We start from the raw sequence: 25,277 nt of genomic DNA on the forward strand, positions 1-25,277 counted from the left end.
GTCATTGGTGGTTTGGGGATGCCCGCCGCTCAGCCGAACACCGCCTGTGATGCACCACGGTCGGGACGGTAGAACGTGCTCGAACAAGGGCCTGTGCCGCCCCCTGGGCCCCGCGGGCCGGAGCAGCCCATTGTGTGTCGGTCAGGTCGAACCGCCTCGTCACCGCTGGGATGGCCACGAGGTCTCCGGTTCTGGGTTCTTCTTGGTCGATGAACCATCTACCAGAGACCTCACTGCTCAGAGATCGCTACACACCGTCACACACTCCAGGCTTCGAAGCAGGCCCTAGTGGACCTGGCCGCGGAACCAGTCTTGGAAGGTGAGCAAGCCAGGGAAGCGGTCGCGCAGTTTGGCGAGGTCAGCCTGGTAGCCGCTCTCGGCGAACCACTCGAACATCCTGCCCTCGACCGGCAGGGCGACGAGGCGCGTCGGCACTCCGGTGACCTTCTCGTAGATTGCGGCCACCTCGGAGAAGGTCAGCTCGTCGCCGGCGATCTCGAGTTCCACACCCAGGTAGTCGTCCCGGTGGTCGATGACGTGCGCGGCGATGCGGCCGATATCGTCGGTGGCGATCAGCTGCATCGGCCGGTCGGGGAGCACCGGGAGCTCCATCACCCTTTCGCCTGCGGCGTCGGCGTAGTGCAGCAGGTTGTCCATGAAGAACACCGGCCGCAGGATGGTCGCGGGCAACCCCAGAGCGCGGATGTAGGACTCGATTGCCGCCTTGCTCTCGAAGTGCTCGATTCCAGTGTGCCGCTCGGCGCCGCCGACCGAGCTGTGAACAAGGTGCCCGACTCCGGTATCCAGGGCGACGTCGGCGACGAGCATGCCCTGCCGTACCTCGGCTTTGAGGGTTTCCGGCTCGTAGGCCAGGGCTTGCATGCTGAACACGGCATCGACGCCACGCATCGCTCGCTCCAGGGACGCGGGGTCTCCCAGGTCGCCGACCGTGAGCTCGGCGCCGACCAGGCGACGCGCGGCGGGGCTTTCCGGGTCGCGCACCAGGGCGCGAACCTGCCAGCCGCGGCGCAGCAGGTGACGTGCGGTGGCGCCGCCCTGCCGGCCGGTGGCACCGATGACCAGAGCCATACTCATGACGTCACCACCGGGGTGGTCTGCGCCAGCGCGATCCGCCAGGTGCCGGCGTCTTTGACCAGTACGAACGTCAGCGCTGCCGTGCGGCCGTCGTTGACATGCTTGATCAGGTCGACGAGCGCCACGTCCGGGCGCAGGAACGTGACGTCCAGCAGCTCGTTCGTGGTCAGCACGTCCTTCAGCGGGGTGCGCAGCGCCTCGGCCATGACCTTCTTGACCTGCTCGCGGCCGCGCAGTCGGATGCCGGTGAAGTTGACCAGGGACACCTCCTCGGTCAGCAGTCCAGTGAAACCGGCGACGTCGCTCTGCAGCTCTTCGGCGTCGCGGACGACCTGCTCGATCGCCTCGATCTCGGGGTCCATGTCGCATCTCCTCAGCTAGCGGAGCGATTCGCTCCGCGTCCAGACTATGCCGGAGCGATTCGCTCCGCAACTGGTAAGGTCTGCGGCGATGACCACGCGTAGAGACATCGCAGAACGCAACGACCGCGCGCTGCTCCAGGCCGCCCGTGACGTGCTCGCCGAAGACGGCGCGCACGCGTCCGTCGCTGCCATCGCTGCCCGAGCAGGAGTCGGCATCGGCAGCCTCTACCGCCGTTATAAGACGAAGGAGGAGCTGTTCCAGCAGCTCAGCCTGGTGTCCCTCGACCACTGGAACGAGGCGGCCGAGCAGGGCTTGGCCGATCCCGATCCGTGGGCCGGACTGGCGGCATTCGTGCGCTGCTGCGTCGAGTTCGGGCAGGGCTCGCTGGCTCCCATCGCTGGTGCCATCGAGGTGACCCAGGAGATGAGCGCCAAGTCCCGCCGCGGCGACGAGCTGCTCGCTGAGCTCGTACGGCGAGGACACGAGGCCGGCGTCCTGCGCGCCGATGTGACCGTGGTCGATATCTCGCTGCTCATCGAGCAGCTCGGCCGTTCCCCGGTGGTCGATCAGCTTCGCAAGCAGGGCCGGGACGACCTGCTCCGCGCCGCCGCCGAGGCTCGCCGACGGCTGATCGCGATAGCGCTCGACGGACTGCGGCCGGGACATGACCCGTTGCCCGGTTCGCCGCCGGGCGTGGAACTCTTCACCGGTCGCTGGTCGAGCTAGGACGAGCCATCCATGGGATGCAAGAGCCCGGATCAGTAAACGGCGCTGATCGACTTTGAAACAGGCCCTGGTTCGCGCGAACCCTTCTGTCACACCGTCTCAATCGGCGTCCCGGAAAGTTCTTCGGAGAAATCCGGGAGGCGGTGTCGGATCGGGGCGGTGGTGTTCGTAGCAGGGGTGAGGCCGTCCAGAAGGGGCGGTGCCAAGGCAGAGGGACCGTGACCATGACAGACCTACCTGCGCGCCGATGCGTTCCTGTTCGGGGGCAGAGCTACGAGCTGTTCGTCGGCTCGTGGGGACCCTTCCGGTGCAGGATTCCGCTGGCTGGGAGTCCGTCGTGGAAGCGTTGAACATGGAGGACGATCTGGTCGGGTCGCAAGTCGGCTCCAAGGGCGTCATGATCCAGGTCTGCCGGGCGGACGGCTTGAAAGTCCCCGAGCACCGAACCACGCAGTCTTGACACACAGGAGATGATCTTCAGATGCGGTACCTGGTCTCCGTGATCGATGACAAGAGCAATCCCGGCAGCACCGACAGGCAGCCTGCCATCAGCGCGTTCAACGAGCGACTGATCGCCGAGGGCTACTGGGTGTTCGCGGGCGGACTCGCGGACACCGACGCGGCCACGGTCATCGACAACCGGGGCGAGCAGGCGGTGTTCAGCGACGGGCCCTTCGTGGAGTCGAAGGAGTATCTCGCCGGCGTCTGGGTGTGGGAGGCCCCCGATCTGGACGTGGCGCTCAGGCTCGCCGCGGAGGCGTCGAAGGTCTGCGATCGGAAGATCGAGGTGCGGCCGTTCCAGTGAGCGACGTCGATGAGGCGATCACCCGGGTCCATCACGACGAGTGGGCGCGGGTGGTCGCCTCCCTGACCAGGCGCTTCGGTGACCTCGACATCGCCGAGGAGGCGGCCGCCGAGGCGTTCGCGACCGCCGTCGAGCGGTGGCCGGCCGATGGTGTGCCCCCCAACCCCGGTGCCTGGCTGACCACCACCGCCAACCGCAAGGCGATCGACCGGATCCGGCGCGAGAGCAAGCGCGACGACAAGCACAAGGAGGCTCGGATGGTGTACGACGACGACCCGCCCGAGCCTCTCGGCGCCATCGACGACGACCGTCTCCGGCTGATCTTCACCTGCTGTCACCCGGCGCTGGCGATGCAGACCCGCGTGGCGCTGACGCTGCGCATGGTCGGCGGTCTGACCGTGCCCGAGATCGCCCGCGCCTTCCTGGCGCAGGAGACCGCCATGGAGCGGCGGATCACCCGCGCGAAGGCCAAGATCAAGGCGGCCGGCATCCCCTATCGGGTGCCGTCCGCGCAGGATCTCCCGGCTCGGGTCTCGGGCGTGCTCGCGGTGCTGTACCTGGTGTTCAACGAGGGCTACCTGGCGACCGGTCCCGACACCGATCCGGTACGTCACGGCCTGACCGCCGAGGCGATCCGGCTCACTCGCCTGATCCGCGCGCTCCTGCCGGAGGACGGTGAGGCGGCCGGGCTGCTGGCGCTGATGCTCCTCATCGAGGCCCGCCGCACCGCCCGGGTCTCGGCCGGCGGCGAACTGGTCGCCCTCGACGAGCAGGACCGCGGAGCCTGGGACGCGACGCTGATCGCCGAGGGGCACCGGCTGGTGCGCGAGCGACTCGCCGCTGCCGCCGCCGGGGTGGCCCCGGGCCGCTACCAGATCCTCGCGGCGATCAACGCCGTGCACACCTCCGCCCGCGACATCCGCGACACCGACTGGTCGCAGGTCGTCGCCCTCTACGACCAGCTCGTCCGCCTCGACCAGTCGCCGATCATCGTCCTCAACCGGGCCGTCGCGGTCGCCGAGCTCGACGGTCCGGAGGTGGCATTGGCGGCCGTCGACCGTCTTGAGGACGAGCTGGCCGGTTATCACGCCTACCACGCCACCCGCGCCGATCTGCTGCGCCGGCTGGGCCGCAGCCGGCAGTCGCGCGCGGCCTACGACAGGGCCATCGAACTGGCCGGCAACACCGCCGAGACCGCGTACCTGACTCGCCGCCGCGACCAACTGCGGTAGCGCGATCGAGCGGTGCTACGACGACTCCATCGAGATTCGGCAAGAAAATCTCGGAGGCGGTGTCGGATCGGGGCGGTGGTGTTCGTAGCAGGGGTGTGAGGCCGCCCATGAGGGGCCGGCCCTGAAGAGCAGGGAACCCCGATCATGAAATTGACGGCCATAGCGCAGGTATCGCGATGACGACCATGACGACGAGCATGACGGAGACCCGTCCGACGTCCTCTCGGTCGATGTGGGCGATCCTGGCGCTGGTGCTGCTCGCCGACGCCCTGGACGTGATCGACGCGACCGTCACCAACATCGCCGCGCCCACCATCGCCATGGAACTGCATGGCGGGCAGGGCCTGATCAAATGGCTGGGCACGGCGTACATGCTCGCCATGGGCGTGCTGCTCATGGTCGGCGGCCGGCTGGGCGACAAGTACGGGCAGCGCAGGCTCTTCCTGATCGGGATGACCGGCTTCACGGTCGCCTCGGCGGTGGCGGGCCTGTCCCCCGACCCGGCACTGCTGATCGTGGCCCGGGTGACGCAGGGGGCCTTCGGTGCCCTGCTGATCCCGCAGGGCATGGGGATCATGACGAAGACGTTCTCGCGGGAGATGCTGACCAAGGCGTTCGGCCTGTTCGGCCCGCTGCTGGGGGCGGCCACCGTCGGCGGTCCGGTGCTGGCGGGCCTCATCATCGGCGCCGACCTGTTCGGCCTCTCCTGGCGCCCGATCTTCCTGATCAACCTGGTCCTGGGCGTGATCGGTCTGGCGGTGGCCGTCAGGATCCTGCCCCACGACGACGGCGACCACTCCGCGGTCGTCGACGGCTGGGGCTCGGGCCTGCTCGCCGGCGCGATGTTCGGCCTGCTGTACGGCCTGATCGAGGGCTCCACCAACGGATGGACCACGATCCCGATCGCCGCGATCGTCGCCGGCGTGGCCTTCTTCGCCGCCTTCGCCCACCGCCAGTCGACCGCCGCCGACCCGCTGCTCAAAGCGTCCCTGCTGCGAAACCGAGGCTTCACCTCCGGCCTGCTCGTCGGGCTCGCCGTCTTCGCCGCCACGATCGGCCTGGTCTACGTGCTGTCGCTGTTCCTGCAGGAGGGCTTGCACGCATCACCGCGCGACGCGGCGCTGGCCCTGCTGCCGCTGACCCTGGGCATCATCGGCTCCGCGTTCGCCGCCATGGGCGGCCTGGTCGCCAAGCTCGGCCGCACCCTGATCTTCATAGGCCTGGCCATCGTCCTGGCCGGCTGCGGCTGGGTGCTCGCCCTGGTCATCGCCTCGGGCACCGGCCTCGGCCTGTGGTCGCTCACCCCGGCGTTCTTCGTGATCGGCCTCGGGCTGGGCTGCTGCTCCAGCACGATCTTCGACGTCGCCATGGGCGACATCAACCCCGACGAGGCCGGCAGCGCCAGCGGCTCGCTGAGCTCGATTCAGCAGCTCGCCGCCGGAATGGGATCGGCCGCAGCCACCTCGATCTTCTTCCAGGCCGCAGACTCGGGCCTCGACCACGCCATGAAGATCAGCCTGATCGTCGTCCTGGGACTGGTCGCCCTCAGCGTCCCGCTCGTCACCCTGATGCCCCGCAGGGCCCCGGAAGAGACCCATCACTGAGCATGGGCGATGCGGGCTGTGTTGTGGCCGTCACGCAGGTGTTTCGGCAACGCCGGGAGGGCGGGAGGTGTCCTGGACGATGGGGCGCACAGCACTAGCGGAACCCCCCTGGTCGCCGTAGGGTTCACCGCGTGATCAAAATTGGAGGGCGCGCGCTGCGCCTGGCCGCTGTCATGCTTCCCACGTTGACGCTGACGACCGTGTTGGCGTCCACCACGCCGGCGAGCGCGGCGGGCCCGTCATGCGGGTCGAAGTACGCCCTGCGCAGCACCCATTCGATCTACGTGAACTCCAAGGTCCGCGGCTACCTCAAGGTCTACTACAACTCCTCCAACGGCTATAACTGCGCGCTGGCCGTCCGCAAGGGCTCGACGTCGCTCTACAGCATCAAGCTCAAGCTCTGCGTCTACAACGCGGCCAGGACCGCGTACGGCAACTGCAAGTACGACGGTTACAGCAAGCGGAACCATTGGTACTCCGGGCCGCTCTACGTCTATGCCCGCCATCGGTGCCTGTACGTCAAGGCCTTCATCAACACTGACGGCGCGCACAAGGGAGAGCTGACCGGCAAGAAGGTTCACTGCGGCTGACCAGCGCCGACCTCGGTCGCCCAGCCCGTGCCGCGCGGGCGGTACGGCCAGACGCTCGCAAGATCTTTCTGAGGTGCGGTCCGGTGGCGATGCCGCCGGACCGCCTGGTGAATGGCGAAAGGTCCATGCCCGAGGTGACGTTGGGCGAGGCGTACCGCGCCGATGTGGAAACTCTGTGGAACTACCACGACATGTGCCACACGATCCGGCCCACCGACGTCGCCATCGGGCTCGGTAGCCATGATCTCGGTGTCGCCGCCTTCGCGGCGGAGCTCTACCGGGAGGGGGCGGCCCCTCGCATCGTCTTCACCGGGGCCAACGCGCCGACGACGATCGAGCGGTTCCCGCGCGGCGAAGCCGTCCACTACCGCGACCACGCCATCGCACTCGGCGTACCCGGCGAGGCGATCCTGGTCGAGCCCGAAGCCACCAATACCGGTCAGAACATCGAGTTCACCCGCAGGCTGCTCGCGAGCCGCGGGATCGAAGTCCGCTCAGCGACGCTGATCTCTCGGCCCTACCAGCAGCGCCGCGCCTACTCCACCGCCAAGAAGCTGTGGCCGGAACTCGAGGTCGTCTGCGCGTCGCGGCCGCTCCCTTTGGACGAGTACATCGGGAGCATCGGGGACGTGAACCGCGTGATCAACATGTTGGTGGGCGACACGCAGCGCATCATGGTCTACCCAGGCCGAGGATTCGCCATCCCACAGGATATGCCGCCCGAAGTCGAAGCGGCTTATCGTCGGCTGGTCGAGGCCGGTTTCACCAGCAGGCTCGTCCGATAGCCGTCTCGAACGAGGATGAGGCGTCGTCCGCAGGGCGGCCGGCTGCCCATTGCTCATGGAACCGGCCCCTCCGCGCAGATGCGGAGGGGCCGGCCTGTTGATCAGCCGCTCAACCGCCCTGGCCCCCGCGGGGGCCAGGGCAGGCTGGAACTAGCAGCTGTGACCGTCACACAGCGAGCAGTACGACACCTGGCAGAACATGCAGGTCACCTGCACGTGGCCGGGGTTGTCGCACGCCTGGACGATCGGAGGCGCCTCGGTGGTCACGAAGACGACCGCCGAGCCCCCGGTACCGGGGAGCAACGGAAGCGCTCCGACGGCCACGGAAGCGACTGTGGACCAACCGGTACTAAGTGAACAAATAGGCGCTCCCATGAGCGGAGTGCCCTTGTGTGTCTTATCCATATATATATCAACCACCTTTCTTGTTTTAGCCCCGGAGATCTCCGGGCGGGCACCGGGATGAACCGGGCCTAGAGAAGACTGTGCGGGATCGGCACTGTGACGCAAGGCAATGAACGAGCCGAATCCCCGTTGGGGCACCTGACAGTCGCGTGAATCGGACGACTCGGAACCCGGTCTGGAAACTGCAACACTTTTCCCACAAGGGACTGCGAATCTGTAATGCCATCACCGAACCATGGGCACGGAGTATCTGGGCCACGGCGGCGCTCGTGTGGTGCTAAGCCGGTTGCGTGCGGGTGTGTCCGTAGTGGGCCAAGGCGTGGAAGGCGGCCTTGGGCTCCCAGGGCATGTCCGGGTAGGCGGTGCCCTTGCGGTCGCCGGGGAGGACCTTGACGATGCCGAAGGATGCCTTGTCGAAGTCGTGGGCGTCGGTGTCGGCGTGGGGTAGGTCGTAGCGGGCGAAGGTGTAGACGAAGGCCGCGTCGATCCCCGAGTTCTCGAAGATGTCGAGGAGTTCGCGCAGGTAGTCGGCCTGTTCCTGCTCGTCGCGGACGACCGGGCGGGTGAAGCGGGCGGGTCGGGCCCGGTCGTTCCATTCGATGACCTCGTCGCCCCGGCTCGCGATGGCGGCGGCGCCGCGGTAGGGGGCGCAGCCGAACTCGGTGACCGCCGCGGGCTTGCCGTGGGCGGTGAGGGCCCGCAGCCCGGCGGGGAGTTGGGCGGCGTTCTGTGCGTCGCGGTAGCCGGCGTCGGTGGCGACCATGTCGAACGGTGTCCAGTCGACGCCCTCGAACGGCAGCGATGCGTAGCCGATGCGGCCGCCGAACTCGGCCCGCACGGCTGCGACGGCCTTGGCGAGGAAGGCGTTGATCGCGGCGGGCAGGGTGGCCAGCGCGGCGCGGAGTTCCTGCGGGTCGGAGAGGGTTGCGACTCTTTCCTGGAGGGTCTCGCCGGGGAGGAAGCCGGCGGTGCAGATGGAGAGTTCCGAGCCGGTGAGGAAGACCACCTCGGCGCCGTCGCGGCGCAGCCTCTCCGCGCGGGCGGCGCCGTCGGTCAGGAAGTCGAGGAGTTCGTCCTGGGCGAGGCCGTTGGTGAACGGGCAGTACCAGACTTCGAGTCCGGCCTCGGCGGCGAGGCGGGCGGCCGTCTCCAGCCGGTCGCGGTCGCCGCCGGTGATCCGGACGGCGTCGCAGCGCAGGTCGGTGCGGATGATGTCCATCTCGCGGCGGACGGTGGCCGGGTCGAAGGGTTCGCGGGTGGTGGTCCCCGCGCTGGTGAAGCCCGTGTCGAAGTTGATGCCGAGGGCGCGCATGGTCGTTCCTTCGCGTCGAGTTACGGTACGCACCGTACCCTATAGAGTGGCCGTTCTCCCTTTGCTAGAGGTGGTTTGGAGTACGCTTCGTACCCTGGGACGGGTGAAGGGGCGGCATGGCTGAGGGCGGGGGGTCGCGGCGGCGGGGGGCCGCGCTGGAGGAGGCGATCCTGGGGGCGGCCGCCGAGGTGCTGCGGGAGTCCGGTGCCGGTGGCCTGACCATGGACGAGGTGGCGCGGCGGGCCGGGACGAACAAGAACGCGATCTACCGGCGGTGGCCGAACCGCGTGGCGCTCGGTGTCGCCGCGTACCGCCGGCTGGCCGACGCTGAGGTCACGGTGCCGGACACCGGTTCGCTGCGCGAGGACGCTCTGACCCTGCTGCGCCGCGCGAACAGCACCTGGTCGTCGCCGTACGGGGAGATCCTGCGCGGACTGATCGCCACGGCCGGGGGTGCGCCGGAACTGCTCGCCGAACTCCGGGACGGCGGTGGCGGTGCTTACGAGGCGGCGTGGCTGACGGTGCTCGGCCGGGCGGTGGCTCGTGGCGAGGCCGCGGCCGAGGCGCTGCACCCGCGGGTCGCGTCCACGCCGGTGGCGCTGCTGCGGAACGAGTACATGACGCGGGGCGTCCCGGCCGTGCCGGACGGCGTTCTCGTCGAGATCGTGGAGGAGGTCTTCCTGCCGCTGGTCCGGGGGCGCGCCACGCTCAGTTGACCGTCCTCGGCGCGGGGTCGGTGGAGGCCCGGACGACGAGGCGGGGAGGCAGGCGCTCGGACGGGGTCGCCCGTCCGGCGAGCAGATCGACGAGCAGGTCGAGCGCTCGCGCGCCCATCTCGTGCATGGGCGAGCGCACGCTGGTGAGCGGGATGGGCAGCTCCGCCGCGAGGGGGGTGTCGTTGTAGCCGGCGACGGCGATGTCGTTGCCGGGGCGCAGGCCCTGGTCGCGCAGGACGCCGAGCGCGCCGATGGCCGCGAAGTCGTTGACGGCGAAGACGGCCGTGGGCCGGGGGGCGTGCCGCAGGAGGCGTTCGGCGGCGGCTCGGCCGCCGGCGGCGTCGAAGCCGGAGTGGACGACGTGGGAGCCGGGCACGGGGAAGCCCGCTTCCCGGTACCGGTCGACGAAGCCGGCGGTGCGGTCGGCGCCGGTGCTGGCGAAGGGCTCGCCCGCGATGACGCCCACCCGCCGGTGGCCGAGGGCGAGCAGGTGGTCGGCGACCAGGCGTCCGCCGAGGCGGTCGTCGCAGGTGACCGACGGGTGCCGGCCGGTGTGCCGGCTGACCAGGACGAACGGGACGCGCCGCTCGGCGATCTCGTCGAGGAACGCGGCGCCGGTGTGCGCGTCGCCGAAGACCAGGCCGTCGACGTGCCGGGACAGCGCCAGCTCGGTGCGCGCCCGCTGCTGCTCCGGCCGGTCGTGGCTGTTCATGACGAAGGTGGCGAGGCCGTGCCGGGCGGCGGCGTCCTCGATGCCCTCGTAGATCGTGGCGAGCACCAGGTCGGACAGCCGGGGGACCAGGACGCCGACGAGGTTGCTGCGCTGGGTGCGCAGGCTGGTGGCGTGCGGGTTGGGGTGGTAGTCCAGCCGGGCGGCCCAGCGCCGGATCTCCTCGGCGGTCTCGCGGGACGCGGCGCGCTGGGCGTCCTCGGGGGAGCCGTTGAGCACCCGGGAGACGGTGGAGACGTCGACGCCCGCCGCCTGCGCGATGGTCCGCAGCGTCGCGGGCCGCTGCCGGTCGTTGCGGGCCACTGCGTCCGCCTTCCTGCCGCCGTGCCCCTTGACAGGGCCACCGTCCGGTGTCTTTTATACAACCCAAACGTTTGACCCAATCGTTTGGGTCATCCAAGGATCCACCCCAATCGATGGGGAAAGAGGCGAAGCCGTGACACGACGGGTCGATGCGGGGCGGTCGGTGTGATCGGCCTGCCGCCGGAGGCGGGCTGGTTCGCCCGGCGGACGGTCGCGGAACTGGCCGGCGCCCTCCGGGACGGGCGGTCGTCGCCGGGCGGGCTGGTGGAGCGGGCGCTGGCCGAGGCGTCCAGGCTCGAAGGGCTCAACGCGTTCGTCACCGTCGACGGGGCCGGGGCGCGCGGGGCGGCGGAGCGCGCCGGACGGGAACTGGCCGCCGGCCTGGACCGCGGTCCCCTCCATGGCATCCCCATCGCGGTCAAGGACGTCGTGGACACCGCGGGGCTGCGCACCACGATGGGGTCCCGCCACCACGCGGACCGGGTGCCCGAGCAGGACGCCGAGTGCGTGCGCCGGTTGCGCGCGGCCGGCGCGGTCATCGTCGGGAAGACCACGACCCACGAGTTCGCCTTCGGACCGACGGGCGACCGCTCGCTGAACGGGGCGACGCGCAACCCCTACGGGGACGGGCGTCTCGCCGGAGGATCCAGCAGCGGGTCCGCCGCGGCCGTGGCGGCCGGGATCGTGCCGCTCGCGGTGGGCACCGACACCGGCGGCTCGGTGCGCATCCCCGCCGCGTGCTGCGGGATCGTCGCGCTCAAGCCCACCCTCGGCGCCGTGCCGTCCGACGGGGTCTTCCCGGTCTCGTCCTCCCTGGACACGGTGGGCCCGATGGCGCGGACCGCCGAAGACTGCCTGCTGCTGTGGAACGCCCTGGCCGGGTGGGAGGCCCCGGACCCGGACGTCTCCGGTGTCCGTGTCGGCTGGGTGGCGCCGGACGCCGTCCACCCGGTCGACCCGCGTGTGACCGCCGCGGCCCGCGCCATGCTGGAACCGCTGCCCGTGCGGGACGTCGCCGTCCCCGACATCGCGCGGTTGCGCTGGGCGTACACCGCGATCCAGAGCGGCGAGGTCCACCGGCTCCACGCGGGTCGGATGGCCGCCGCGCCGGAACTCTACGACGCGGAGGTACTGGCGCGGCTGCGCGCGGCCGGACGGATCACCGCCGAGGACACCGCCACGGCCCGCGAGCTGCGGGAGCGGGTCCGCAGGGCGGTGACGGCCCTCTTCGGCCGCTTCGAACTCCTCGCCATGCCCACCGTTCCGGTCGTCGCTCCGCCGCTGGGCGCCCGGACCCTGGCGCTGAACGGGACGCCGGTCGACGTCCGCGCGGCGCTCCTGGCGTACACGAGCCCCTGGAGCGTGCTCGGGCTTCCCGCCGTCAGCCTGCCCGCCGCCCTCGTCGACGGGTTGCCCGCCGGCCTGCAACTGATCGCCCGGCCGGGCGCCGAGCGCCTGCTCCTCGCCGCGGCGCGCCGCCTGACGAAGACGACGTCCACCACCCCAGCGCAGCCATGAAGGAGAAGCCCATGCCCGCCGTCAGCCCGGTCACCGCGGCCGCCGTGCAGTTCGACCCCCGGGTCGGCCTGGAGAACAAGGACGGGAACGTCCGGCGAAGCATCGAACTGATCAACGAGGCCGCGGACCGGGGGGCGACGCTGATCGTGCTCCCGGAACTGGCCGGTACGGGATACGGGTTCGCCGATCGCGAGGAGGCGTACGCGCACGCGGAGCCCGTCCCCGACGGGCCCACCACGCGGGCGTGGGCGGCGCTCGCCCGGGAGCGCGGCCTGCACATCGTCGGCGGCGTGGCCGAGTGCGACGGTGTGCGGCTCTACGACACGGCGGTGCTCATCGGCCCGGACGGGGCGATCGGCACCTACCGGAAGACCCACCTGTGGAACCGGGAGAAGCTGTACTTCGAGCCCGGCGACCTCGGCTTCCCCGTCTTCCCGACCAGGATCGGCCGCATCGGCCTGCTGATCTGCTGGGACATCTGGTTCCCCGAGGTGGCGCGGCTCCTCGCCGTCCAGGGCGCGGACGTGATCTGCAGCGTGAACAACTGGGTGTGGACGCCGCCGCCGCTCTTCGACGAGGCGGGCCGGTGCATGGCCGCCTACCTGACGATGACCGCGTCGCACGTCAACAACCTCCCGATCGTCGCGGCGAACCGGGTCGGGGAGGAGCGCGGAGGCAGGTTCCTCGGATGCTCCCTCATCACGGGCACGGGCGGCTGGCCGATCGGGTCCGTCGCCCCCGCGGAGGGCGAGGCGACCGTCTACGCCGATCTCGACCTCGCGGCGGCGCGGTCGGCGCCGATCTGGAACGACCTCAACGACCTCGTCCGGGACCGGCGCACCGATCTGTACGATCCGCTGCTCGGCTATCGCGGCGGCGACGCGTTCCCCCGCTGAGGGCGACGCCATGAGCGACACCACGCAGACCCTGCGGGCCGACGGCGCGCCCGCGCCGGTCCTGCCCCCGGCGGCCGCGCGATGGCTGGCCGGCGCCGCGCTGGTCTCGGCGACCGCCGTCCTCGCCGTCCTCCTCGCGCGGGCGACGGACGGGCTCCCCCACGTCCTGCCCGGATACGCCCGCTGGCAGGACGAGGCGTACGCGAGCGTCCCGCAGTTCCTGCGCTGGTGGATCGGCGACGCCACCGAGGCGCAGTTCTACAAGTCCGCGCCCGGCGGGATCTGCATGATCGCGGGCGGTTGGCTCGCGCACACGGCCGCCAGGCGCGGCCGGCGCTGGGCGGGATTCCCGCTGGCCTGCGGCAGCGGTCTGTGGCCGTGGCTGCTGTACTCGGCCGTGCTGGGCCTGCTGCTGTCCGACCTCGCCTGGGGGTGGACGATCCCGGCGACGGGCCGGTGGCAGCCCACCTTCGTGCCGTTCCTGTCCGTGCCCCCGGCGGTCGTGCTCGTCTACGGCGCGGGTTGGTCCGTCGCGGTCACCGGGGCGGTGCTCGGGGCCGCGCTGGCCACGCCGGCGGCGCTGGTCGTGACGAACTTCTTCTGCCAGCCCCTTCACCTGCCGAACGTCATCGGCTGCGTCACGGGCATGTGGGCCGGGGCCCTCCTGGCCTTCCTGGTCTGCCGCCACCTGCCGTGGATGCCCCGCCCTCTCCCCGCCGCCCGGACCGGCGAGCCGCCCGCGGCCGTACCGGGACGGGACGAGTTCGGTGCGGGCTGGGTGGTCAGGCGCGTGCTGGCCGACTTCACCGAGGCCCAGTTCTACGGCAACGAGCTGGCCTCCGCGGGCCTGATCGGCGCGACCCTCGCGGCGTACCTGCTCAACCCGCTGACCCCGGTGTACGGCAGCACCCTGCTGCCCGCGCTGCTGACCGCCCAGGTGCTGGCCGGCACGCTGGGCGTCCTGCTTTACCACCGGCGCTGGGCCGCCGCCGGCTGGTACCCGACGTTCGTGCCGGTCGTCTCGCTCGCGCCGGCGATCGTCCTCACCTACGGGGGGACGGTCCAGGCGGTCGTCGCCGGGGCGGTGGGCGGCGCCGTCGCCGGGCCGCCCCTGGCCGCGCTGATCTCCAGGCGCCTGCCCGCCGACTTCCATCCGTTCATCGGCAACGTGGCCTCCATGGCCGTGTGCACGCTCGTGGGCGTCCCGCTGCTCGGCCTGCTGCCCGGATTCGTTTCCACCCTCTGACCAGCGACAAGGAAGGACCTGTCTTGCCTACCGTCCAGTTCACCCGTGACGGCACCGTCCTCGGCGCCGAGATCCGCGACGGCGACGGCCCCCCGGTGGTGCTGCTCCCGGGCGTGATGGCGGACGCCGCCAGCTGGCGGCCCGTCGTCGAGCACCTCGACCTTCCGAACCCCGTCCTCGTGCTCGATCGCCGCGGTCGGGCCGCGAGCGGACCGCTCGGACCCGGCTACTCGGTCCGCACCGAGGTGGACGACCTCCGTCACGTCCTCGGAAGCCTCGGCGATCTCGGTCTCTCCGGTGGGACGCACCTGTTCGGCTGGAGTTACGGCGGCCTGATCGCGCTGGAGGCCGCGATCGGCCGCACCGACCTGCGCTCGCTCACCCTGTACGAGCCGGTGGCCCGCCCGTTCGCCCCGGAGGCGCTGGGGCCGCTGCGCGAGGCGATCGGCCGGAACGACCTCGACCGTGCCGTGGAGCTCGTCAACACCGCCGTGTCCGGCTTCTCGGACGCGTATGTCGCCGAGCTTCGGCGGAGCCCGGTGTGGAACGTCCTTCGCCCGCTGGCGGAGCCTCTGGCGGACGAGCTCGGGGCCATCGACGACCACCGGCCCGCTTTCGACGCCTTCGCGGAACTCGATGTGCCGGTCACCCTGCTCCTCGGAGCGGTCAACGAGGGGCAGCCGCCCTACGGGACCGCGTTCGCGCAGTTCGAGCGGGCGATGCCGCGAGCACGGGTGGTCCGCCTCCCGGGGGAGGGCCACCTCGCGCACGCCTCCGCTCCCCGTCTGCTCGCCGAGCGGATCACTGACGCGGTGAAGGCGCACCGAGGCGCCTGACCGTCCGCGTCGCTTCAGCTCATGGCTGCGAAACGGCGGGACGCGGCAGGGCGGGGGCGTCGGCTCGGGCGACGTCCAGGGCGCCGATCGTGGTGGCCAGGGCGAGGAGCACCATCGCGATCCGGAGGGTGATGCGCAAGATCTTCATCTGTGGAATCCCCCGTTCCATCGAACGGATCCTGTACCCCGTGTGATGCGGACGGACCGGGAAGTGTTCTCCGAACGCCTCAGAAAGGGCGAAACGAACAGTTCGGTGGACGGCTCACGCGAGTTGGGGAGCCGGTGCGGTGGCCTGCTCGCGTTGCCAGAGTGCGCGGTAGGGGCCGGGGCGGCTCACGAGGTCGGTGTGGGCGCCCCGGTCGGCGACGCGGCCCTCGTCCAGGACAATGATCTCGTCGACGGCGTCCAGGCCGGCGAGGCGGTGGGTGACCAGGAGGGTCGTCCGGCCTTCGGTGGCGCTGAGGAGGTCGGCGGTCAGCTCGTCGGCGGTAGCGATGTCGAGGTGCTCCGCGGGCTCGTCGAGGAGCAGGATCGGGAAGTCGGCGAGGAGGGCGCGGGCCAGGGCGATGCGCTGGCGCTGCCCCCCGGAGACCTGGGCGCCGTGCTCGCCGACGCGGGTCGCGAGGCCGTCCGGGAGGGACTCGACCCAGTCGAGGAGCCGGGCGCGGCGCAGCGCGTCGCGGATCTCCTCGTCGGTGGCGGACGGGCGGGCCAGGCGGACGTTCTCGCCGATCGTGGAGTCGAACAGGTGCGCGTCCTGGGCGCAGAGGCCGACGACCCGGCGGACGTCGTCGCCGGAGAGGGCGCGCAGGTCCACGCCGTTGAGGGACGTCCGGCCGCCGGCGGGCTCCAGGAAGCGGAGCAGCACGGCCGTCAGGGTGGTCTTGCCCGATCCGCTCGGGCCGACGATCGCGCAACGGCGGCCTGGCGCCAGGTCCAGGGAGACGCCGTCGAGGGCGTAAGGCGCGCTGGACGTCCACCGGGCTCGCAGGTCCTCGACCGAGAGCGTGTAGGGCGCCGCAGGCAGGGGTGCCGGGGCGTCCGGCTCCTGAACTGGGGACGGACGGTCCAGGACCGCGAAGATGCGCGCCGCCGAACGGCGGACCCGCTCCAGGTACTGCGCGGCCAGGGGCAGCCCGGCGACGACTTCGAATGCGGCCAGCGGGAGGAGGACGACGACCGCGAGCAGGACGCCGTCGAGGGCCCCTGAGCGGACGGCCGGTACGCCGACGGCGAGACTGCCCCAGACGGCCAGACCACCGGCGAGGGCGGAGATGGCGGCGCCGAGCCCGGTGGTCGTCGCGGACCGGGCCGTGGCGCGCGTGAAGTCGCGATCGAGTTGCGCGGCCTTGGCGAGCTGCTCGGGAGCGGCGCCGTAAGCGATGAGTTCCGGCGCGCCCTGCAGCGTGTCGACGACGTGCGAGGTGAGCTCGCCGCGCAGGTCGGTGGTGCGGCGTTCGGCCCGGCGGGAGACGACGCCCGACAGCCAGGGGGCGACGACCCCGGCGAGCAGCAGGGCCAGCAGGAGGACGACGCCCGCCGAGGGAAGCAGCAGCCAGGCGAGCCCGACGGAGGCGCCGCCGACGACCGCCGCCACGGTGCAGGGCAGCAGGACCCGCAGGAACAGGTCCTGGACGGCGTCGACGTCCGCGACCAGCCGGTTCAGGAGGTCGCCGCCGCGGAAGGAGGGAAGCCCGGCAGGTGCGAGCCTTTCCAGCCGCTCGTACACCCGCGCCCGCAGGTCGGCGAGGATCCGGAACGTCGCGTCATGCCCGACGAGGCGTTCGACGTACCGGAACACGCCCCGCCCCAGCCCGAACGCGCGGACCGCCACGATCGCGACCATCAGCATGAGCACCGGCGGATGCTGCGCCGCCCGCGAGATCAGCCACGCCGACGTCGCCATCAGCCCGACCCCGCTGCCGAGGGCCAGCACTCCGAACAGCACCGCCAGCGCGAGCCGTCCCCGCGCCGGACGCGCGAACCGGAGAAGCCGGAAGATCATGCCCTCACCTCCGTCTCGGCCGCGAAGCCGCTGCCGTCCTCCGAAGCCTCCGCCGTGGTGCGGCCCCAGGACACGGAGGTTTCACGTGAATCATCCGCACCGGCGGTCCGCGCAGTACCTGCCGCAGCACCGGACCCGCCCGTCCAGCCGCGATCCTCACCGGTGGAAGCCCGGCCCAGCGGCCCGCCCGGGGCCGGCGCGGCTCTGCGGCGGGCGGAAGACGCGTGGTGGGTGGAGGAGGTCATGTCGTCACCAGGGCGGGGGTGATGGGGACGGTGCGGTCGGCCATCGCGGCCAGGGCCGGGCGGTGGGCCACGAGGATGACCGTGCGGGACTCCGCCAGGCGGCGGACGGCGCCGAGGACGGCGGCCTCGCTTTCGGTGTCCAGGTTGGAGGTCGGTTCGTCCAGGAGGAGGAGCGGGGCGTCGCGGAGGAAGGCGCGGGCCAGGGCGATGCGCTGGCGCTGGCCGGCGGACAGGCCCGCGCCGCGGTCGCCGAGGAGCGTGCCGAAGCCTGAGGGGAGGGCGTCGACGAACCCGAGGGCGTTCGCGGCGCGGGCGGCCTCGCGGACCTCGGCGTCGGAGGCGTCCGGGCGGCCGAGGCGGATGTTCGCGGCGACGGAGCCGGCGAACAGGTGCGGGCGCTGGGGGACCCAGGCGATGCGCTCGCGCCAGGCGTCCGGCGCGAGGTCGGCGAGGTCGTCCCAGTCGACCAGGACGCGGCCCGAGTCCGGGCGGACGAAGCCGAGCAGCACGGCGAGCACGGTCGACTTGCCCGCGCCGCTCGGGCCGACCAGGGCGACCGTCTCGCCCGGGTGGACGGTCAGCGAGAAGTCGTCGAGGGCGGGGACGTCGCGGCCGGGGTACGTCACCGTCACGCCGTCCAGGCGGAGGGTCGCCCGGTCCGGGCCCGGGACGTCCCGCCGCGTACCGGACGGGGGCAGCGGCGTTTCGAGGACCTCGAAGATCCGCGCGGCGGCGGTGAGGCCCTCGACGCTCGCGTGGTACTGCGCGCCGACCTGGCGGAGGGGGAGGTAGGCCTCCGGCGCGAGGATCAGGACGAGCAGCGCGGTCTCCAGGCCGAGGCCGCCCTCCACCAGCCGGAGCCCGATCGACACGGCGACCAGCGCGACGGACAGCGTGGACAGCACTTCGAGGACGAGGGCGGACAGGAACGCGATCCGCAGGGTGGACATGGTCGCGCGCCGGTGCCGGCCGGTGATCTCGCGGATCCGGTCAGCCTGCGCGCGGGCCCGGCCGAAGATCTTCAGGGTGGGGAGCCCGGCGACGACGTCCAGGAAGTGCGCGGAGAGCAGGGAGAGCGTCCGCCACTGCCGGTCCATCCTGCGCTGGGTGGTGAGGCCGACCAGGATCGCGAAGACGGGGATGAGCGGGAGCGTCGCCGCGATCGTCACGGCGGAGAGCCAGTCGCCCAGCAGGATCCGCGCGCCGACCGCCACCGGGACGATCACCGCGAGGACGAGTTGCGGCAGGTAGCGGGAGAAGTAGTCGTCCAGCGCGTCGATCCCGCGGGTGGCGAGGGTGGCGAGCTCGCCGCTGCGCTCGCCGGACAGCCAGCGCGGCCCGAGGGCCAGGGCGTGGGCGAGCAGCCGGCCGCGCAGCTGCGACTTCACCGCGGCGGCCGAGCGGTGCGCCGCGACCTCCTGGAGCCACGCGACGAGCGTCCGGCCGAGGACGACGGCGAGGAGCAGCAGGAGCGGGGTCCGCAGGTCGCCGAGCGACGCGCCGTCCAGGAAGGCGCGGGTGAGCATGCCGGCGAGGAGGGTGGCCTGAGCGATGATCAGTCCGGCGGTGGCGGCGCCGAGCAGGACGGACGCCGCGAGGAACGGGCGCGTCGTGCGGGCGTGGCGCAGCAGCCGGGGGTCGAGGGGCTTCATGCGACCGGCTTCTTCACCGGGATGTGGGACGTGCCGATCCGCTTGCGGAAGACCCAGTACGTCCAGCCCTGGTAGATCATCACGATCGGGGTGAACACGGCCGCCACCCACGTCATGATCTTCAGGGTGTAGCCGGACGAGGCGGCGTTCTCGGTGGTCAGGCCGCCGGTGCCGAGGGTGGACGGCAGGACGTCCGGGAACAGCGACAGGAACAGGGTGGCGACGGCGAGCACGATGGCGGCGCCGGTCCCGACGAACGCCCAGCCCTCGCGGCCGCGCCGGTTGGCCGCCGCGGCGGCGAGCAGCCCGGCGGCGGCGCCCGCGGCGGTCAGCCAGGTGACGGGCCTGCCGTACTGGAGCTGGGTGATCAGCAGGAAGCCGCCACCGGCGGCGACGGCGGCGACCGCGGCGAGCCCGGCGATCCGGCGGGCCCGGGCCCGGATGCCCCCGGACGTCTTGAGCGCGAGGAACACCGCGCCGTGCAGGATGAAGAGGGTGACGGTGGTGAGCCCGCCGAGCAGCGCGTACGGGCTGAGGAGGTCGCCGAGGGAGCCGACGAACTCGTGGTCGGCGTCCAGCGGCACGCCCCGGACCATGTTCGCGAACGCGACGCCCCACACGAACGCGGGCACGAGGCTGCCCCAGAAGATCGCCTTGTCCCAGCGGGACCGCCAGCGGGCGTCGTCGCGCTTGCCGCGGTACTCGAACGCGACGCCGCGGATGATCAGCGCGAGCAGGATCGCGAGGAGCGGCAGGTAGAAGCCGCTGAACAGGGTGGCGTACCACTCGGGGAACGCGGCGAAGGTGGCGGCGCCCGCCACGATGAACCACACCTCGTTGCCGTCCCACACGGGGCCGATGGTGTTGATGACGACGCGGCGCTCGACGTCGTCGCGGCCGAGCACGGGCAGCAGCATGCCGACGCCGAAGTCGAACCCCTCCAGGAAGAAGTAGCTCGTCCACAGGAAGGCGATGATGATGAACCAGGCGGTGGTGAGTTCCATGACCGGCCCTCAGTAGGCGAACGCGAGCGAGCGCTCGGAGTCGGAGTCGGAGTCGGACCCGGGGCCGTCGGACGGCGGCGGCAGCACCTCGTCCTCCGACGGCGGCCCGGCCTTGGCGTACTTGAGCATCAGCCCGGTCTCGATGACCAGGAGGACGCCGTAGAGCGCGGTCAGCGAGGCGACCGAGATGAGCATCGACGACGCCGACACCCCCGGCGAGACGCTCGACGACGTCTTCAGCACGCCGAACACCGACCAGGGCTGCCGGCCCATCTCGGTGAAGATCCATCCGGCGGAGTTGCCGATGAAGGGCAGGGTCAGCGAGAGGACGCCGATCCGGTACACCCAGGGGCTGGAGGGAAGCCTGCCGCGGCGCAGCGTCCACAGCCCGGCCAGCGAGACCAGCGCCATGGCCAGCCCGGCGCCGACCATGACCCGGAAGTTCCAGTAGATGACGGGGGTCATCGGGCGGTAGTCGCCGGCCCCGTAGCGCTCCTGCTCGGCGGCCTGGACGTCGTTGATCCCCTTGACCTCGCCGTCGAGGGTGCCGGTGGCGAGGAACGACAGCACGCGCGGGACCTTGAGTCCGAAGACCTCCTCCTCGCCGTTCAGCGTCCCCACGGTGAAGATCGAGAAGGAGGCGGGCCGCTCGGTCTCGTAGAGCGCCTCGGCGGCGGCCATCTTCATCGGCTGCTGCTCGGTCATGACCTTGCCCTGCAGGTCGCCGGTGATAGCGACGCCGATGGACGCGATCGCGGTGACGGCCAGCGCGAGCTTCAGCGACGGCCGGAACACCTCGACGTTCCTGCGGCGGGCCAGGTGCCAGGCGCTGACGCCGGCCATGAACATGCCGCCGGTGGCGAACGCCGCCGTCATGGTGTGCGGGAACGCCACGAGCTGGGTGGAGTTGGTCAGGACGGCCCAGAAGTCGGTGAGGACGGCCCGTCCGGACCCGTGGTCGATCCGGTAGCCGACGGGGTGCTGCATCCAGGAGTTGGCGGCGAGGATGAAGTACGCCGACAGCAGCGTCCCGATGTGCACGAGCCAGATGCAGCCGAGGTGCAGCCGCTTCGGCAGCCGGTCCCAGCCGAAGATCCACAGGCCGAGGAAGGTCGACTCGACGAAGAAGGCGAGCAGGCCCTCGATGGCGAGCGGCGCCCCGAAGATGTCGCCGACGAACCGGGAGTAGTCACTCCAGTTCATGCCGAACTGGAACTCCTGCACGATGCCGGTGACGATTCCCATCGCGAAGTTGATCAGGAAGAGCTTGCCCCAGAACTTGGTGGCGCGCAGGTACGCCGTCCTCCCCGTCCGCAGCCAGGCCGTCTGGAGCACCGCGACCAGCGCGGAGAGCCCGATCGTGAGCGGGACGAAGAGGAAGTGGTAGACGGTGGTGATCCCGAACTGCCACCGGGCGATGTCGACGGTGTCCATGGGCGCAGGCCTCTTCCGGCTCATCTACTACAAGCTGTAGTACTACATCCTGTCAGAAATACTACGAGCTGTAGTACTACGACCGGTGGTTAGTTGGGTCACTCGCCCCGGACACGGCTGGACGGGGCGGCGCGAGGGGTGCGCCGCCCCGTCCAGGGCAGGTCTGCGTTTCGGTCTAACGGGCCGCGCCGCGGCGGCGGGTCAACTCCTGGCGCGCGGGACCAGGCAGCCCGGGCGGTTGAAGTCGAGGACGCTGCCGGGGGCGATGCAGGTGGCCAGGATGTAGGTCTGCTGGGCGTACCCGATGTTCGGGTGCACCGTGACGGTGCCGGACTGGTCGACCTCGCACGGGTTGTTCAGCGTGCAGCGGCCGCCGTCCTCGTTGATGGTGTTGTTCGCCCCGACGACCTTGCCGGTCGAGGCGTCGACGAGCGGGGAGCCCGAGGTGCCGCCGATGACGTTGCAGGAGGGGGTGTAGCGGATCGAGTCCTTCCACGTCCACTCCCCTTCCTTGACGCGGTAGGCGAAGCCGTCGATGTTGCAGGAGTAGATCCTGCGCCAGTAGCCGGAGACCACGCGCACGTCGGCGCCGGCGGTGGGGTGGCTGATCGAGAGCTGGAGCGCCCGCGTCCCGTAGGCCTGCTGGATGGCCGCGTAGCTCTGGTTGAGCCGGTACAGGGTCACGTCGGTGTCGGTCATGGTGGCGTACAGGACCCTGTTGGCGCGCAGGGTGCCGAGCGTGCCCGAGCCGCTGGAGTTGAGCAGGCTGAACGTGCGGCTGGACGCCCGGTTCGTAATGACCTGTCCGGCGCTGGGCATGCCGCCCTCGTAGCAGTGGCCGTTGGTGAGCACGAGCGCCGGGTCGCTGTCGGCGGCGGTCGGGGTGCGGACGAGCGAGCCGGAGCAGTTGCTCAGGGCGACGATCCCGGTGAAGTCGACGGCCTTGACCTGGGCGGGGCGCGCGGGCGCGGCGGCGGGCGCGGCGGAGGCGGGGGCGGCGCCCGCGGTCAGCGCCGCGGCGCCGACGGCCGCGGCGGCGAGCATGCCGAGAATGCGTCTGTGCATGGCGGGGGGTCCTCTCCAGTGAGGGGTGGCAGCGTGATGCTAACCACCGCCCCGCCGTCCAGAAAGGGCGAAAGTGGACGAAAGCGGAGGGCGCCGCGAATCTGGCAGGCATTGCACAGCCGGACCCGCGGCGCCTCCTGGGCGATCAGTAGTGGAACGCGGAGGTCACCCTCGCGCCCTTCGTGCCGAGGTTGACGACCGACGCCCCGCCGGACGGGACGGCCCGGCAGAACGCGCCGCCGTAGCCGTCCGGGAAGACGAAGAGGCCCCACACGCCCAGCCAGTCCTCGACCGCGCCGGTCTCCGCGTTGAGCATCGGCTCCCCGGCGGGGACGACGCGGCGCTGGACGATGTAGTCCTCCTTCAGGCACTCGGCGACCGTCTCGGCCCACTCGCGGTCGGTCTGGTCCCAGCCCACACGGATGCCCCTCCCCGACAGGCCCGCGACGGGCTTGAGGATCAGGTCGTCCCGTTCGGCGCGGACCCGGTCGGCCAGGTCGGGGGTGAGGGTCCGCGTCCACGGCAGGATGCGGTCGATCAGGGCGTTCTCGTCCGGCGACAGCTCCGCGCGCATATCGGGATCGGACACGAGCGGCAGGCAGCTCTTGTAGGAGAACATGGACGCCGTCAGGGGAGTCCACAGGACGACCTTGCCCTCCTCGTAGGCGCGCATGACGGCCTCGACGGGCTTGTCGTTGCGCGGGTCCCGCGCCACCTGGTGGGCGGAGAAGTACCGCAGGACGAGGTCGAGCGGACGGTCGTGCAGGTACAGCCGCCCGTCCTTCTCCTGCACCTGGTCCACTTCTCCGATGAGCAGCTCGATGCCGTACCGCTTCATCGACTCCTGGAAGGAACGGTGCAGCGACTCGTAGGCCGCCATCCCGTCGACGGCCTCAAGCGTGGCGACGACGGGCGCCTCCTTCTGCGTGGCCTGGACGAACTGCCGCGCGATGGCCGCCGGAGTGTCGACGGTGGACAGGCCGTGCTCGTCGGCGAACGCGGCGAACTCCTTGTTCGCCAGCAGGCAGCGGTTGGCCTCGCTCATGTCGACGCCGCCCAGCTCGCTGCCGATGTTGAACTCCAGCAGCCGGAAGCGCGAGCCGTCGTCGTAGAGATCGGCCCGCCCGTACAGGATCGGCTCCGCGTCGAACCGCGTCATGAGGTCGGTGCGGCGCGCGTCCGCGCCGACCGCGGCGCAGAACCTGCGGCGGTCGCCGTCGAACAGCCGGTCGGGCAGGGCCGCCATCAGCCGGAACAGCCCGGCCAGGTCGTCGGCCGCCTGGCGCGTCCGCGCCTCGGACGAGAACAGCGGCCGCGTCGCCAGGTACCTGCCCCACGCCTCGGCGAACACGGGCGGGTACTCGGCCTCCGCCATGGCGTCGCGCAGGGGCCCCTCGCCGGCCGCCGCCATGTACTTCGCGGTGACCATCAGCCGGTTTCCTCCACATCGACGATCAGGTCCTTCTCGACCTTGCGGATGGCCTCGCGGTCGGCGTAGATCTGCTCCGGGTCCTCGTGGGCGAGGATGATGTAGCCCATCGTCATGCTGGCGAACAGGTCCGTGCTGGCGTCGACGCGGTCCCCGGTGCGCACCACGTGCACCGGGGAGTGGTAGCTGGGCAGGTCGCGCGCCTGGTCGTAGATCTCGGCGTTGCGCACGATCCCCGTGGAGTGCGACATGAGGAACACGGCCATGACATTGCGGCGCAGGGTGTAGCCGGGCGGCATCTGCGGGCCGAGGCCGCGGCACACGTCCACGATCCTCGTGACCTGGCTCTCTCCGGTGGCGATCTCGGTCACCGCGGGGTTGCCCGCTCCGGCCAGCCGCGCGTTGACCTCCAGCAGGCGCGGCCCGTCCGGGGTCATCATGATCTCGGTGTGCGCCGCCCAGTTGCGCAGCCCCACCGCGTCCAGCGCGGCGAGCCCGTAGTCGATCAGCTCGCCGTAGGCGCCCGTGTCGTAGGGGAGCCACTCCACGTAGTCGTACACGGCGATGCCCTCGCCGAACGGCACCCGCCGGTACTTGATCATGTCGGTGATCGAATGCCGGCCGTCGTGGCTGACGGTGTCGATGGCGTACTCGGTACCGGTCATCAACTCCTGGACGAGGACCTCCTCGGCCAGCACGTCGAGCTTGTCGCGGGTGCCGAGCATCGCCGTGAACAGATCGCGCCACCCCTGCCCGCCGGGAGCGCGGCTGACCCCGACCGTGCCGGCGCTCGTCGGCGGCTTGACGACGAGGTCCTTGCCGGCGAGCCCCTCGCGCTCGATCCAGGCGGCGACCTCGTCGGGGTCGGTCGTGGAGATCTGCCGGGGGACGGGCAGCCCCGCTTCGGCGAGGGCCTGGTGCATGAGGTACTTGTGCCGCCGGGCGTCGACCCGCTCCGGATCGTTGGAGAACTCCGGCGCGAGGGCGTCCGAGCACTCCTGCGCGAGCCGCAGCGCCGCCTCGACCCCGGGAATGACGGCGATCGGGTTCAGCGCGCCGAGCCGGGCGATCGTCTCCGCCATGTCGCCGTGATGGTTGATGACCGCGTCGTAGTTGCCGGGGTCGTGCGAGGAGTGCAGCGGGGCGAGCGCGGGCCCCGTGTAGTCCATCACGGCCACCGGGCTGAACCCCGCCTCCCGGAGCGCGGGAGCGACCATCGCCGCCGAGGTGAAGGGCCGCACGATTGCGACGACTGGCTTGTCCATGGTGGTCACCTTCTGT

At 71.2% G+C, this 25,277-nt stretch carries 25 protein-coding genes; 12 read left to right on the plus strand and 13 right to left on the minus strand.

Annotated elements, in window-relative coordinates:
• Window positions 1-285 precede the first annotated feature (285 nt).
• Window positions 286-1,095: an NmrA/HSCARG family protein gene (locus AB0H37_RS25645; protein WP_329097265.1), complete on the minus strand. Its 810-nt coding sequence runs from the start codon at window positions 1,093-1,095 to the stop codon at window positions 286-288.
• A complete protein-coding gene (locus tag AB0H37_RS25650; RefSeq protein ID WP_360615713.1) occupies window positions 1,092-1,457 on the minus strand; it encodes an SgcJ/EcaC family oxidoreductase in 366 nt (121 codons plus the stop codon). Before AB0H37_RS25650 ends, AB0H37_RS25645 begins: the two co-directional genes overlap by 4 nt.
• An 88-nt stretch (window positions 1,458-1,545) precedes the next feature.
• Here AB0H37_RS25650 and AB0H37_RS25655 point away from each other — a divergent pair, with 88 nt between their 5' ends.
• The 7 genes from AB0H37_RS25655 to AB0H37_RS25685 all read left to right on the plus strand — a co-directional run bounded on the left by AB0H37_RS25655 (window position 1,546) and on the right by AB0H37_RS25685 (window position 7,200).
• Entirely contained in the window at window positions 1,546-2,184 is a 639-nt protein-coding gene (locus AB0H37_RS25655) for a TetR/AcrR family transcriptional regulator (RefSeq protein WP_360615715.1), read from the plus strand.
• A 337-nt stretch (window positions 2,185-2,521) separates the two neighbouring features.
• A complete protein-coding gene (locus AB0H37_RS25660) occupies window positions 2,522-2,644 on the plus strand; it encodes a hypothetical protein (RefSeq protein ID WP_360615716.1) in 123 nt (40 codons plus the stop codon).
• A 21-nt stretch (window positions 2,645-2,665) separates the two neighbouring features.
• Window positions 2,666-2,989 carry a YciI family protein gene (locus AB0H37_RS25665; protein ID WP_179831468.1) on the plus strand — a complete coding sequence of 108 codons (324 nt, stop codon included), beginning with the start codon at window positions 2,666-2,668 and terminating at the stop codon, window positions 2,987-2,989.
• The gene (locus AB0H37_RS25670) at window positions 2,986-4,221 is read left to right on the plus strand and encodes a DUF6596 domain-containing protein (RefSeq protein WP_360615718.1); all 1,236 of its coding nucleotides are present in this window, start codon (window positions 2,986-2,988) and stop codon (window positions 4,219-4,221) included. The genes AB0H37_RS25665 and AB0H37_RS25670 overlap by 4 nt, the downstream gene beginning before the upstream one ends.
• A 176-nt stretch (window positions 4,222-4,397) precedes the next feature.
• A complete protein-coding gene (locus tag AB0H37_RS25675) occupies window positions 4,398-5,825 on the plus strand; it encodes an MFS transporter (protein ID WP_360615720.1) in 1,428 nt (475 codons plus the stop codon).
• A 131-nt stretch (window positions 5,826-5,956) separates the two neighbouring features.
• Complete coding sequence (locus AB0H37_RS25680; protein ID WP_329097252.1) at window positions 5,957-6,415, plus strand: hypothetical protein; 459 nt, start codon at window positions 5,957-5,959, stop codon at window positions 6,413-6,415.
• A gap of 89 nt (window positions 6,416-6,504) precedes the next feature.
• Window positions 6,505-7,200 carry a YdcF family protein gene (locus tag AB0H37_RS25685; protein ID WP_360615833.1) on the plus strand — a complete coding sequence of 232 codons (696 nt, stop codon included), beginning with the start codon at window positions 6,505-6,507 and terminating at the stop codon, window positions 7,198-7,200.
• Window positions 7,201-7,350: 150 nt separating this feature from the next.
• Here AB0H37_RS25685 and AB0H37_RS25690 read toward each other — a convergent pair whose 3' ends face one another.
• Window positions 7,351-7,524 carry a hypothetical protein gene (locus AB0H37_RS25690; protein ID WP_360615722.1) on the minus strand — a complete coding sequence of 58 codons (174 nt, stop codon included), beginning with the start codon at window positions 7,522-7,524 and terminating at the stop codon, window positions 7,351-7,353.
• A 358-nt stretch (window positions 7,525-7,882) separates the two neighbouring features.
• Window positions 7,883-8,917 carry a hypothetical protein gene (locus tag AB0H37_RS25695; RefSeq protein ID WP_360615724.1) on the minus strand — a complete coding sequence of 345 codons (1,035 nt, stop codon included), beginning with the start codon at window positions 8,915-8,917 and terminating at the stop codon, window positions 7,883-7,885.
• Window positions 8,918-9,033: 116 nt separating this feature from the next.
• Here AB0H37_RS25695 and AB0H37_RS25700 point away from each other — a divergent pair, with 116 nt between their 5' ends.
• Window positions 9,034-9,633: a TetR/AcrR family transcriptional regulator gene (locus tag AB0H37_RS25700; RefSeq protein WP_360615726.1), complete on the plus strand. Its 600-nt coding sequence runs from the start codon at window positions 9,034-9,036 to the stop codon at window positions 9,631-9,633.
• Here the strand turns inward: AB0H37_RS25700 and AB0H37_RS25705 are convergent.
• The gene (locus AB0H37_RS25705; protein WP_360615728.1) at window positions 9,626-10,666 is read right to left on the minus strand and encodes a LacI family DNA-binding transcriptional regulator; all 1,041 of its coding nucleotides are present in this window, start codon (window positions 10,664-10,666) and stop codon (window positions 9,626-9,628) included. The genes AB0H37_RS25700 and AB0H37_RS25705 overlap by 8 nt on opposite strands.
• A gap of 165 nt (window positions 10,667-10,831) precedes the next feature.
• Here AB0H37_RS25705 and AB0H37_RS25710 point away from each other — a divergent pair, with 165 nt between their 5' ends.
• The 4 genes from AB0H37_RS25710 to AB0H37_RS25725 are packed head-to-tail and all read left to right on the plus strand — an operon-like array spanning window position 10,832 to window position 15,162.
• Window positions 10,832-12,184, plus strand: coding sequence for an amidase (locus tag AB0H37_RS25710; RefSeq protein WP_360615730.1), 1,353 nt, complete (start codon window positions 10,832-10,834; stop codon window positions 12,182-12,184).
• Between the two features lie 11 nt (window positions 12,185-12,195).
• Entirely contained in the window at window positions 12,196-13,080 is an 885-nt protein-coding gene (locus AB0H37_RS25715; protein WP_360615732.1) for a nitrilase family protein, read from the plus strand.
• Window positions 13,081-13,090: 10 nt separating this feature from the next.
• A complete protein-coding gene (locus AB0H37_RS25720) occupies window positions 13,091-14,326 on the plus strand; it encodes a hypothetical protein (protein ID WP_360615734.1) in 1,236 nt (411 codons plus the stop codon).
• Window positions 14,327-14,349: 23 nt separating this feature from the next.
• Window positions 14,350-15,162, plus strand: a complete 813-nt coding sequence (locus AB0H37_RS25725) for an alpha/beta hydrolase (RefSeq protein WP_360615736.1) — start codon at window positions 14,350-14,352, stop codon at window positions 15,160-15,162.
• 19 nt (window positions 15,163-15,181) lie between these two features.
• Here AB0H37_RS25725 and AB0H37_RS25730 read toward each other — a convergent pair whose 3' ends face one another.
• From AB0H37_RS25730 to AB0H37_RS25765, 8 genes are all read right to left on the minus strand, one after another.
• The gene (locus AB0H37_RS25730; RefSeq protein WP_268247769.1) at window positions 15,182-15,310 is read right to left on the minus strand and encodes a hypothetical protein; all 129 of its coding nucleotides are present in this window, start codon (window positions 15,308-15,310) and stop codon (window positions 15,182-15,184) included.
• A 114-nt stretch (window positions 15,311-15,424) separates the two neighbouring features.
• Window positions 15,425-17,167 (minus strand): thiol reductant ABC exporter subunit CydC, encoded by a 1,743-nt coding sequence (cydC, locus tag AB0H37_RS25735; protein ID WP_360615738.1) that lies wholly within the window; start codon window positions 17,165-17,167, stop codon window positions 15,425-15,427.
• Window positions 17,168-17,408: 241 nt separating this feature from the next.
• Window positions 17,409-19,064 carry a thiol reductant ABC exporter subunit CydD gene (gene cydD, locus AB0H37_RS25740; RefSeq protein ID WP_360615740.1) on the minus strand — a complete coding sequence of 552 codons (1,656 nt, stop codon included), beginning with the start codon at window positions 19,062-19,064 and terminating at the stop codon, window positions 17,409-17,411.
• Complete coding sequence (gene cydB, locus AB0H37_RS25745) at window positions 19,061-20,068, minus strand: cytochrome d ubiquinol oxidase subunit II (RefSeq protein WP_329097229.1); 1,008 nt, start codon at window positions 20,066-20,068, stop codon at window positions 19,061-19,063. The genes cydD and cydB overlap by 4 nt, the downstream gene beginning before the upstream one ends.
• Before the next feature lie 9 nt (window positions 20,069-20,077).
• Window positions 20,078-21,502, minus strand: coding sequence for a cytochrome ubiquinol oxidase subunit I (locus AB0H37_RS25750; RefSeq protein WP_360615743.1), 1,425 nt, complete (start codon window positions 21,500-21,502; stop codon window positions 20,078-20,080).
• 201 nt (window positions 21,503-21,703) lie between these two features.
• Window positions 21,704-22,567 (minus strand): serine protease, encoded by an 864-nt coding sequence (locus tag AB0H37_RS25755; protein WP_360615745.1) that lies wholly within the window; start codon window positions 22,565-22,567, stop codon window positions 21,704-21,706.
• A 145-nt stretch (window positions 22,568-22,712) separates the two neighbouring features.
• Window positions 22,713-23,996 carry a hypothetical protein gene (locus AB0H37_RS25760; protein ID WP_360615747.1) on the minus strand — a complete coding sequence of 428 codons (1,284 nt, stop codon included), beginning with the start codon at window positions 23,994-23,996 and terminating at the stop codon, window positions 22,713-22,715.
• Window positions 23,996-25,261, minus strand: coding sequence for an ATP-grasp domain-containing protein (locus AB0H37_RS25765; RefSeq protein ID WP_329097221.1), 1,266 nt, complete (start codon window positions 25,259-25,261; stop codon window positions 23,996-23,998). Before AB0H37_RS25765 ends, AB0H37_RS25760 begins: the two co-directional genes overlap by 1 nt.
• Window positions 25,262-25,277: the final 16 nt, after the last annotated feature.

This window comes from Actinomadura sp. NPDC023710 (assembly GCF_040639875.1).
GTDB classification, from domain to species: Bacteria; Actinomycetota; Actinomycetes; order Streptosporangiales; family Streptosporangiaceae; genus Spirillospora; species Spirillospora citrea.

Coding starts and splice junctions, on each gene's coding strand:
- AB0H37_RS25645 (WP_329097265.1), bottom strand. CDS start 1,095: ATGAGTATGGCTCTGGTCATCGGTGCCACCGGCCGGCAGGGCGGCGCC.
- AB0H37_RS25650 (WP_360615713.1), bottom strand. CDS start 1,457: ATGGACCCCGAGATCGAGGCGATCGAGCAGGTCGTCCGCGACGCCGAA.
- AB0H37_RS25655 (WP_360615715.1), top strand. CDS start 1,546: ATGACCACGCGTAGAGACATCGCAGAACGCAACGACCGCGCGCTGCTC.
- AB0H37_RS25665 (WP_179831468.1), top strand. CDS start 2,666: ATGCGGTACCTGGTCTCCGTGATCGATGACAAGAGCAATCCCGGCAGC.
- AB0H37_RS25675 (WP_360615720.1), top strand. CDS start 4,398: ATGACGACCATGACGACGAGCATGACGGAGACCCGTCCGACGTCCTCT.
- AB0H37_RS25685 (WP_360615833.1), top strand. CDS start 6,505: ATGCCGCCGGACCGCCTGGTGAATGGCGAAAGGTCCATGCCCGAGGTG.
- AB0H37_RS25695 (WP_360615724.1), bottom strand. CDS start 8,917: ATGCGCGCCCTCGGCATCAACTTCGACACGGGCTTCACCAGCGCGGGG.
- AB0H37_RS25700 (WP_360615726.1), top strand. CDS start 9,034: ATGGCTGAGGGCGGGGGGTCGCGGCGGCGGGGGGCCGCGCTGGAGGAG.
- AB0H37_RS25715 (WP_360615732.1), top strand. CDS start 12,196: ATGCCCGCCGTCAGCCCGGTCACCGCGGCCGCCGTGCAGTTCGACCCC.
- AB0H37_RS25720 (WP_360615734.1), top strand. CDS start 13,091: ATGAGCGACACCACGCAGACCCTGCGGGCCGACGGCGCGCCCGCGCCG.
- AB0H37_RS25730 (WP_268247769.1), bottom strand. CDS start 15,310: ATGAAGATCTTGCGCATCACCCTCCGGATCGCGATGGTGCTCCTCGCC.
- cydC (WP_360615738.1), bottom strand. CDS start 17,167: ATGATCTTCCGGCTTCTCCGGTTCGCGCGTCCGGCGCGGGGACGGCTC.
- cydD (WP_360615740.1), bottom strand. CDS start 19,064: ATGAAGCCCCTCGACCCCCGGCTGCTGCGCCACGCCCGCACGACGCGC.
- cydB (WP_329097229.1), bottom strand. CDS start 20,068: ATGGAACTCACCACCGCCTGGTTCATCATCATCGCCTTCCTGTGGACG.
- AB0H37_RS25750 (WP_360615743.1), bottom strand. CDS start 21,502: ATGGACACCGTCGACATCGCCCGGTGGCAGTTCGGGATCACCACCGTC.
- AB0H37_RS25755 (WP_360615745.1), bottom strand. CDS start 22,567: ATGCACAGACGCATTCTCGGCATGCTCGCCGCCGCGGCCGTCGGCGCC.
- AB0H37_RS25760 (WP_360615747.1), bottom strand. CDS start 23,996: ATGGTCACCGCGAAGTACATGGCGGCGGCCGGCGAGGGGCCCCTGCGC.
- AB0H37_RS25765 (WP_329097221.1), bottom strand. CDS start 25,261: ATGGACAAGCCAGTCGTCGCAATCGTGCGGCCCTTCACCTCGGCGGCG.